Source organism: Neisseria sp. HMSC070F02 (assembly GCF_001814225.1).
In the GTDB taxonomy this organism is placed as follows: Bacteria; Pseudomonadota; Gammaproteobacteria; order Burkholderiales; family Neisseriaceae; genus Neisseria; species Neisseria meningitidis.
The window spans coordinates 1-685 of sequence record NZ_KV815436.1 but is presented as its reverse complement, the minus strand read 5'-3'; the positions used below and the strand labels follow the sequence as shown (position 1 = coordinate 685).

General features: G+C 27.3%; 1 protein-coding gene. It reads left to right on the top strand.

Features of this window, described 5'->3' with window-relative positions; all coding sequences use genetic code 11:
* Positions 1–186: 186 nt before the first annotated feature.
* On the top strand, positions 187–685 hold a 499-nt coding region (locus tag HMPREF2959_RS12895), incomplete at its 3' end, for a hypothetical protein (RefSeq protein WP_070696563.1).

Here is a 685-nt window from a genome sequence, read left to right as displayed (position 1 = left end):
TATAGTTCCTTTTATAGCTTTCCAATAAAATTAAAGTATTTAAAAGCTTGTTTAGTTCCAATTTGTTAATTTCTGTATCTAAATAATGTTCAGAATAGTATTATTTTTTAAATAAACCATGAATAGTACTTCACATTGTTTGTCGTATTATTTAGCTTTTAAATTTCTAATGTGAAAGATAGTTTAATGGATTTCTTTGATTTTTTTGCGCAAGGTAAGTATAAAAAAATTGCAACTGAACAAGGTTTAGACCGTAAATATTTTATATTCCACTATATCGTATGTAATTTATCTGCCATTTCTTCTTTTTGTTTAATGAAGGTTGTCCATAGTTATACTATCCTTTGTTTATTAATAATGATAATTGGCATTGCATTTGGATTTATCTTGAGAAATAGGGTTCTATCTATAGTAAAAAATAAACAAAATTTTTTATCTGATATGTTTCCCTTGGAAATGCCTTTCTTTTCTAGAGTATACAAAATACCTATCTTGGCCAGATTCTTGAATAGGGGAATGAAATGGCTTTATCTCCAAAATTTTTTCTGTTTAGTTATGATTTGTTTCTCGATATCTCTTATCCTTAATGAAGAAAGGGGGTGGATGCCTTATTTTATCTGCTATTGGTTTGGACTTTGTTATCCAGCAAACACTTATTACGTTTTTTTATCCAGAGATTATAAAC